The organism is Streptomyces sp. URMC 126 (assembly GCF_051386555.1).
Classification (GTDB): domain Bacteria; phylum Actinomycetota; class Actinomycetes; order Streptomycetales; family Streptomycetaceae; genus Streptomyces.
On the sequence record NZ_JBPQTX010000305.1, the window covers coordinates 1 to 8,237 of the forward strand.

Below are 8,237 nucleotides of genomic sequence, written 5' to 3' on the forward strand. Positions count from 1 at the left end.
CTGCTGGGGATAGCGGCGCGGGCCCCGCCCCAGGAGACGTATGACGACCCGGATCGCAGCCGTCCACGGCCTGCCGGCCCCGCACCGCTATCCCCAGCAGGCCATCACCGACATGATCGCCGGAGCGTTCCACCGGAACGGCGGCGACCGGCGACGGCTCCACGGCCTGCACCGCAGCACCGGCGTGCGCGCCCGCGACCTGGCGCTCCCGTTGGAGGAGTACGCGAACCTGACCGGCTTCCAGGCCGCCAACGACGCCTTCATCCGGCAGGCCACGGCCCTGGGCGCCCGGGCGGTGGACGGCGCCCTGCGAGCCGCCGGGCTGCGGCCCGCCGACGTGGACCTGCTGCTGTTCACCTCCGTCACCGGCCTCGCCACCCCCTCCGTCGACGCCCGCCTCGTCCAGCGGCTCGGCCTGCGCCCCGACGTCAAACGCCTCCCCGTGTTCGGCCTCGGCTGCGTCGCCGGGGCCGCGGGCATCGCCCGGCTCCACGACTACCTCAAAGGCTGGCCCGACCACGTCGCCGTGCTGCTCTCCGTCGAATTGTGCTCCCTCACCTTCCAGGCGGCCGACACCTCACCCGCCAACATGATCGCCAGCGGGCTGTTCGGCGACGGCGCCGCGGCCGTCGTCGCCTGCGGCGAACGGCGCCTCCCGGCGGCGGAGGCCTCGGCGGCCGAGGCGCCGGCGGTCGTGGCCACCCGCAGCCGGATGTATCCGGACACCGAACACGCCATGGGCTGGGAGATCGGCGAATTCGGGCTCCGCGTGGTGCTGGACCCCTGCGTCCCCGACATCGTCCGCCGCCACCTGGCCGACGACGTCTCCGCGTTCCTCGGCGACCACGGGCTCAAGCCGGACGACGTCACGGCCTGGGTCTGCCACCCCGGCGGGCCGAAGATCCTCGACACGGTGACCGACGCCCTGGGCCTCGCGCCCGACGCCCTCGACCTCACCTGGCGCCACCTCGCCGAGGCCGGCAACCTCTCCTCGTCCTCCGTCCTCCACGTGCTCCGCGACACCCTCGCCGAGCGCCGCCCGCCGCCCGGCTCGCCCGGCCTGCTGCTGGCCATGGGCCCCGGCTTCTGCTGCGAACTCGTCCTCCTGCGCTGGTAGGCCGCCATGTACTGGTACGCGCTCCTGCTGCTCGCCGTCGCCGCCGAACGCGTCGCCGAACTCGTCCTCGCCCGCCGCAACGCCCGGTGGAGCCGGGAGCGCGGCGGCCTGCCCGTCGACGGCGGCCACTACCCGTGGATGGTCGCCCTGCACACCGCGCTGCTGCCGGCGTGCCTGCTCGAAGTGCTCGTCGCCGGCCGGCCGTTCCGGCCGGCGCTCGGCTGGGCCATGCTCGGCGTCCTCGCCGCCGCCCAAGGGCTGCGCTGGTGGTGCGTCCGTACCCTGGGCCGGCAGTGGAACACCCGCGTCATCGTCGTCCCCGGCCTCCGGCCGGTGACCACCGGCCCCTACCGGCTGCTGCGCCACCCCAACTACGCCGCCGTCGTGGCCGAGGGCGCGGCCCTGCCCCTGGTCCACGGCGCCTGGGCCACCGCCCTCGGCTTCACGCTGCTGAACGCCTGGCTGCTCACCGTCCGCGTCCGGTGCGAGGAGGCGGCGCTCGCCCCGTCCCGTACCCCGTCCGCACCGGCGTCCACGGCGTGATCGACGTCCTGGTGGCGGGCGGCGGGCCGGCCGGTCTGGCGACGGCCGTCCACGCGGCGCTGCGCGGATTGGAGACGGTGGTCGTCGAACCGCGTACCACCCCCGTGGACAAGGCCTGCGGGGAAGGAATCATGCCCACCGGCGTGGCCGCGCTGCGCGCGCTCGGCGTCGAGGCGCCCGGGCACCCGCTGCGCGGCATCCGGTACGTCGACGGGCCGTGCCGCGTCGAGGCGGACTTCCGGGGCGCCACCGGGCTGGGCGTCCGGCGGACCGCCCTGCACGCCGCCCTGCACCGGCGGGCCGCCGGCCTCGGCGTACGGTTCGCGCCGGGCCGGATCGGCGCGGTCGTCCAGGACGCGGACGGCGTGACGGCGGGGGAGTGGCGGGCGCGCTGGCTCGTCGCCGCGGACGGCCTCCACTCCCCGCTCCGCCGCTCGCTCGGCCTCACTCTGCCCGGGCGGCCCGTCGTCCGGTACGGCCTCCGCCGCCACTTCCACATCAGCCCCTGGACCGACCACGTCGAGGTGCACTGGTCCCGGCACGGCGAGGCCTACGTCACGCCGGTCGCCGACAACGTGGTGGGCGTCGCCGTCCTCAGCCGCGAACGGCGGTCCTACGACGCCCACCTGACGGCCCATCCGACCCTGGAGTTCCTCGCCCGCGCCGCCCCCGCGAGCGCCGTGCGCGGCGCGGGCCCCCTGCTCCAGCGCACCCGGGCCCGGACGGCCGGCCGCGTGCTGCTCGTCGGCGACGCGGCCGGGTACGTCGACGCCCTCACGGGCGAGGGCGTCGCCCTGGCGCTGGCGACGGCGGAGGCCGCCGTGCGCTGTCTGGCGGCCGGCCGCCCGGAGGCGTACGAGGACGCCTGGCGCCGGGCCACCCGGAAGCACCGCCTCCTCACCCACGCGCTGCTCCGTGCCTGCCACCACCCGGTCGGCGCGCGCCTCGTCGTCCCGGCGGCCCGGGCCCTGCCGGGGGTGTTCGCGCGGGCGGTGCACGCACTGCAATAAGGGCTCCCCCCGCCGGCTTGGCGTTGTGGATCAAAAGAGGCATGATGGATTGATGCCTGGGGCAATCATTTCCCCGGGAATCACATCCGGAGGAGCAGAAATGTCGCACGCCGCGCCGAAGTTACCTCTCTACGTGGAGGAGATCCTCGACGCCATGGGAGACGACCCCGGGCGCGAGGCGCTGGTCCACGAGGGACGGCGCGTCACCGTCGGCGAGTTCCGCGACCTCGTGCACCGCATGGCGCGGGCCCTGCGCGCGGAAGGCCTCCGACGCGGCGACACCGTCACCCTCCTGAGCGGCAACCTGCCCGAGACCGTCGCCGCCCGCTACGCGGCGAACCTGCTCGGCTGCCGGGTCAACCACCTCTACAACAAGCTCTCCGCCGAGGTGCAGGCCGGCATCGTCGCCGACGTCGAGACCCGCGCGCTCGTCGTCGACCCCCGCCTGGCGGAGCGCGCCGACGAGGTGACGCGGCTCGCCCCCGTCGAGAGCGTCCTGGTGCTCGGCCCCGCGAAGACGGGCAAGGACCTGCTGGAACTGGCCGCGGCGCGGTCCGCCGAGCCGTTCCCGAGCGAGGCCGAACCCGGGGACATCGCCTCCATCCGGCACACCGGCGGCACCACGGGCCACCCCAAGGGCATCTGCACCACCTTCGCCCAAGTGGGACACGGCGGTTCGCTGCGGGACGGCGAGGCGTACACCCCCCGTCAGCTCGTCTGCACCACGATCGCCCACGCCGCCGGCCACCTCGCGGACGGCACCCTCCGCAGGGGCGGCGTCCTGATCCTGCTGGAGGACTTCGACCCGGCCACCGTGCTCGCCACCGTCGAGCGCGAGCGCGTCACCGACGTCTTCCTCCTGCCGCCGCTGCTCTACGCGCTGCTGGACCACCCGGACCTCGACCGCACCGACACCTCCAGCCTGCGGTGCGTCCTCTACGGCGGCTGCCCGGCGTCCCCGGTCCGGATCGCCGACGCCCTGCGCCGCTTCGGCCCCGTCCTCCTCCAGTTCTACGGACAGAGCGAGGCCGGCGGCATCAGTTTCCTCATGCCCGAGGACCACGACCCCGCGCGGCCCGGCCGGCTGCGCAGCGTGGGCCGGGTGCTGCCCGGCGTCGAGGTCGCCGTCCGCGACCCGGCGACCGGCCGGGACCTGCCGCCCGGCGCGCACGGCGAGATCTGCGTGCGCTCCGAGCAGGTCATGAAGGGCTACTGGAAGCGGCCCGACCTGACCGCGGAGGTGCTGCGGGACGGCTGGCTGCACACCGGCGACATCGGGTTCCTGGACGACGAGGGCTATCTGACCGTCGTCGACCGCATCAAGGACATGATCATCGTGGTGGGCGGGCACGTGTACACGTCCGAGCTGGAGGACGTGCTGAACGCGCACCCCGGGGTGCGGCACAGCGCCGTGTACGGCGTCCGGGACACCGACGCCATGGAACGCGTGCACGCCGCCGTGATACCCGAGCCCGGCGCGGACGTCTCGGCGGACGCGCTGCGGGCGTTCGTCCGCGAGCGGTGCGGCGCGATGTACGAGCCGCACCGGATCGACTTCCTGCCCGAACTGCCGCTGACGGACGCCGGCAAGCCGGACAAGAAGGCGCTGCGGCGCGCCGCCGAGCGGCCGGCCGGCTGACCGGCCGAGCGGGAACGGCCCGTCACCGCGCGCGAGTCCCGCCCGGTGACGGGCCTTCCGGCGTCCTGCCCGGCGACGCCCCACGGCCGGTTCCCGGCCGCCTCGGCGCGTGCGTAGGCCCCCGGCCGGGAGCGCGAGCGACGCTCGGGGGCCGTTCGCCAAACGGAGGGAATGACGAGGCGTCACCTAAGGTTGAGTGATCGTTCGCCCGCAGCCGGACGGGACACCTCGGACAGGGAGAGCACGTGCCAGCGGACCACACCGCCGCGGACCACGCCGCCGTCGAGGCGGCCGTACAGGAGGGCAGGCTCCGGCGGGAGCTGGGATTCGGAGCGCTCACCGCGATCGGCTTCTCCAACATCGTGGGCTCGGGCTGGCTGTTCGCCGCCATGTACGCGGCCCGCACCGCCGGGCCCGCCTCGCTGCTCACCTGGGTCGGCGCCGGGGCGCTGTGCGGACTGGTCGCCCTGGTGATGATCGAACTCGGTGCCTCGCGGCCCGAGGGCGGCGGCACCGTCCGCTGGCCGCTGTACGCCGGAGGGCGGCTCGTCGGGACGCTGGTCGGCTGGTCCGTGCTGCTGTCGGTGGGCGGCACCGCCGCCGAGATCAGCGCCATCATGCAGTACGCCGACCACTACCTGCCGGACCTCTACCACGGCCGGGTGCTCACCCCCACGGGCCTGGCGCTGGCCGTCGGCCTGAGCGTGCTGCTGACGGTCCTCAACTGGTTCGCGGTCCGCGTCTTCGCCCGGCTGAACAACCTGGTGTCCATCTTCAAGATCGTCGTCCCGCTGGTCACGGTCGTCGCCCTGTTCGCCTCCGGCTGGCACTCCGGACGCCTCACCGACCACGGCGGGTTCGCCCCCTACGGGTACGCCGCCTGCCTGTCCGCCCTCGCCGGCGGCGGCATCGTCTACTCGGTCAACGGCTTCCAGGCGGCCCTCGACTTCTCCGGCGAGACCCGCGACCCCCGCCGCACCCTCCCGGCCGCCGTCCTCTCGGCCATCGGCCTGGCGCTGCTGATGTACCTGGCGCTCCAGGCCGCCTTCCTCTTCACCGTCCCCGAGAACCTCCTCGGCGACGGCTGGAAGGGCGTCTCCTTCGAGTCGCCCTTCGGCCAGCTGGCCCTCATCCTCAACCTGCACTGGCTCTCCAGCCTGCTCTACGCCGACGCGGTCCTGTCGCCCGGCGGTTCGGCGTACGTCGGCGTGGCCCTCAACGCCCGCCACACCTACGCCCTGGCCAAGAACCGCACCCTGCCCCGGACCTTCATGCGGGTCGACCGCCGTTCCGGCATCCCGCACCGGGCGCTGGCGCTCAACCTCGCCGTGATCGTGGTCTTCCTGCTCCCCTTCGGGGAGTGGCAGCGCATCGTCAGCATCATGGGCGACATGTACCTGCTGATCTACGCGGCCTCGGCCGTGGCGGTCGCCGTCTTCCGCGCCGACCCCGGCACCCGGACGGCGGGCTGGGTACCCGGCCTGCGCTGGATCGCGCCCCTCAGCTTCGTCGTCGCCACCGAGTTCGTGTACTGGTCGGGCTGGCACGACCTGCGGCTGGCGCTGCCCGTCGTCCTGGCTGGCCTGCTGATCTTCCTGGCGATGCGACGGTCCGCCCACGACGGCCCGCTCCTGTCGGAACTGCGCGAGGGCGCCTGGCTGGTGTGCTACTTGGCGGTGCTGACCCTGCTGTCGTGGCTGGGCACGTTCAAGGGCTCGGGCCGCCTGCCGGCGCCGTACGACTCGCTCGCCGTCGCCCTGTTCGCGCTGGGCGTCTTCCGCTGGGCCGTACGCTCCGGCGTCCGGCACCGGGCGACGCCGAGCGAGGAGCCCCTGCCGTAGCGGGGCCGACCGCGCGCCGGGCCCGTACGGCCCACGGCCGGGTCACCGCCATGAGTGACGCGTCACACCTCGACGTAGTGCCCCTCTTCCAGATCCGCGAGGAGGCCGGGACGGGTGGGGCGCCAGCCCAGCCGCTCCCGCGTCAGGGCGCTCGACACCGGCACGTCCAGGCCCGCGAACGGGGTCAGCCACCCGAAGTGCGCGGCGGCCTCGTCGCCGGAGAGCCCCCGCACCGGAAGCCCGAGACGGCGGCCGACGGCGGCGGCGACGGCACGGAACGGAATCCCCTCCTCCGCGACGCCGTGCAGCCGGCCACCGGCCGGCGCGGACTCCAGGGCCAGCCGGAACAGCACGGCCGCGTCGAGCACATGCACGGCCGGCCAGCGGTTGGCGCCGTCGCCGACGTACGCCGAGACGCCACGGGCGCGGGCGCGGCGGATCACTTCGGGGAGGAACGCCCGGTCGCCGGGGCCGTGCACACTGAGGGGGAGACGGACGGCACAGGAGCGGACGCCGCGCCCGGCCAGAGCGAGCACCGCCTCCTCCGCCGGCGTCCGGTGGGTGCCCGGCGCGGCCGGGTCCTCCTCCGTCGCGAGCGGCCCCGACGCCTGGACGATCCCGGCGCCGGACGCCGCGACCAGCGGCTTGCCGGAACCCTCCAGCGCGGCACCGAGGGCCTCCACGGCCCGCAGATCGATTCCGGCCGCCGCGGTCAGATCGCCGGTGTGCATCAGATCGTGGCGGTAGGCGAGGTGCACGACGCCGTCCGAGGCGGCGGCCGGACCGCACAGCCCGTCCGGATCGCCGAGATCGCCCCGGTGCACCTCGGCACCGGCGGCCTCCAGGGCGGCGGCACTCCGGTCGGAACGGGCGAGGCCGAGGACCCGGTGCCCGGCGCCGAGCAGGTCCCGGACGACGGCGGAACCGACGAAACCGGACGCGCCGGTGACGAAGACACGCATGGTGAACTCCTGGGAAGGAAGGGGAGAGGAGAGAGCGCCCCGCCCGGTACCCGACCGGTGGCTGAGGCGATGGGTCCATCCTTCGGGCCGAGCGCGTGGAGATCCAGGTCCTCTTCCGGACCGGGCCATGCGATCCGGGCATCACCACAGGTCACGGCCCCTCCTCCGAGGACACCCGCGCTGCTGGCGGGAGTACGCTGCCGGCATGCCCGAACCAGCAGGCTCCGCACCCGATCTCGACCTGCGGCTGGTGCGCTATTTCGTCGCCGTGGCCGAGCACCGGCACTTCGGCAGGGCCGCCGGCGCCCTGCGCGTCGCCCAGCCGTCGCTCAGCCGGCAGATCCGGGCCCTGGAACGGCGGCTGGGCGCGCGACTGCTGGACCGCACCCCACGCGGCACCCGGCTCACCGAGGCCGGAGAGGTCTTCCTGCCGCTCGCCACGGCGCTCCTGCGGTCCGCCGCCCAGGCGGCCGCCCGCACCCGCGCCGCCGCCGAACCCGACCGCGTCACCCTCGGCGTCCTCACCCACACCATCATCACGCCGGCGGTGCGCGAACTGCGCCGCCGGCATCCGGAGGCGGAGGTGACCACCGTGCACCTGCGGTGGGACGACGTGAGCGCGGCCCTCCTCGACCACCGCGCGGACGCCGTGGTGACCCGGCTGCCCCTGCCGGCCGAGGGACTCCACGTGACGGTCCTGTACCCGGAGCCACGGGTCCTCGTGGTGCCCCGGGACCACCGGCTGGCGGGGAGGGAGAAAGCCACGCTGGTCGACATCGCCGACGAGCCCCTGCCGCGGGTGCGCGACCCGGATCCGGCCCTGAACGCCTACTGGCGCATCGACCCCCGGCCGGACGGCCGCCCGGCGCCCGGCGGGCCGCTGATCGAGGCGATGGAGGACAAGCTGGAGTGCGTGGCCTCGGGGGAGGCCGTCGCCATCATGGCCGCCGGCGCGGCGGCCGGGCTGCGCCCGGACCTGACCGTGGTCCCGCTGGAGGGTGTCGAACCGAGCCACGTGGTGCTCGCGACCCGGGCGGGCGACCGCGACCGGCTGGTCGCGGCCTTCGCCTCCTGCGCCCGGGAACTGCTCACCGGGAACGGGGTGGGTGCTGTCTCTTATACACA

The 8,237-nt window shown here is 74.9% G+C and carries 7 protein-coding genes; 6 read left to right on the plus strand and 1 reads right to left on the minus strand.

Going from position 1 to position 8,237, the window contains the following annotated elements; all coding sequences use genetic code 11:
* Positions 1–40 precede the first annotated feature (40 nt).
* From ACSNOK_RS27255 to ACSNOK_RS27275, 5 genes are all read left to right on the plus strand, one after another.
* The gene (locus ACSNOK_RS27255; protein WP_436783438.1) at positions 41–1,117 is read left to right on the plus strand and encodes a type III polyketide synthase; all 1,077 of its coding nucleotides are present in this window, start codon (positions 41–43) and stop codon (positions 1,115–1,117) included.
* Between the two features lie 6 nt (positions 1,118–1,123).
* The gene (locus ACSNOK_RS27260) at positions 1,124–1,660 is read left to right on the plus strand and encodes an isoprenylcysteine carboxyl methyltransferase family protein (RefSeq protein WP_436783439.1); all 537 of its coding nucleotides are present in this window, start codon (positions 1,124–1,126) and stop codon (positions 1,658–1,660) included.
* Positions 1,657–2,670: an NAD(P)/FAD-dependent oxidoreductase gene (locus ACSNOK_RS27265; RefSeq protein ID WP_436783440.1), complete on the plus strand. Its 1,014-nt coding sequence runs from the start codon at positions 1,657–1,659 to the stop codon at positions 2,668–2,670. The genes ACSNOK_RS27260 and ACSNOK_RS27265 overlap by 4 nt, the downstream gene beginning before the upstream one ends.
* A 100-nt stretch (positions 2,671–2,770) precedes the next feature.
* Complete coding sequence (locus ACSNOK_RS27270) at positions 2,771–4,309, plus strand: AMP-binding protein (RefSeq protein WP_436783441.1); 1,539 nt, start codon at positions 2,771–2,773, stop codon at positions 4,307–4,309.
* A gap of 245 nt (positions 4,310–4,554) precedes the next feature.
* Positions 4,555–6,150 carry an APC family permease gene (locus ACSNOK_RS27275; protein ID WP_436783442.1) on the plus strand — a complete coding sequence of 532 codons (1,596 nt, stop codon included), beginning with the start codon at positions 4,555–4,557 and terminating at the stop codon, positions 6,148–6,150.
* Between the two features lie 62 nt (positions 6,151–6,212).
* On the opposite strand, the gene ACSNOK_RS27280 is transcribed toward ACSNOK_RS27275, so the two are convergent.
* Positions 6,213–7,112 (minus strand): SDR family oxidoreductase, encoded by a 900-nt coding sequence (locus ACSNOK_RS27280; protein ID WP_436783443.1) that lies wholly within the window; start codon positions 7,110–7,112, stop codon positions 6,213–6,215.
* A gap of 205 nt (positions 7,113–7,317) precedes the next feature.
* Here ACSNOK_RS27280 and ACSNOK_RS27285 point away from each other — a divergent pair.
* A partial coding sequence (locus ACSNOK_RS27285) for a LysR family transcriptional regulator (protein WP_436783444.1) occupies positions 7,318–8,237 on the plus strand: 920 nt, incomplete at its 3' end.

What these genes read in the sequence shown, in the direction of transcription:
- ACSNOK_RS27280 (WP_436783443.1), bottom strand. Translation starts at nt 7,112, where the DNA reads ATGCGTGTCTTCGTCACCGGCGCGTCCGGTTTCGTCGGTTCCGCCGTC.
- ACSNOK_RS27270 (WP_436783441.1), top strand. Translation starts at nt 2,771, where the DNA reads ATGTCGCACGCCGCGCCGAAGTTACCTCTCTACGTGGAGGAGATCCTC.
- ACSNOK_RS27260 (WP_436783439.1), top strand. Translation starts at nt 1,124, where the DNA reads ATGTACTGGTACGCGCTCCTGCTGCTCGCCGTCGCCGCCGAACGCGTC.
- ACSNOK_RS27255 (WP_436783438.1), top strand. Translation starts at nt 41, where the DNA reads ATGACGACCCGGATCGCAGCCGTCCACGGCCTGCCGGCCCCGCACCGC.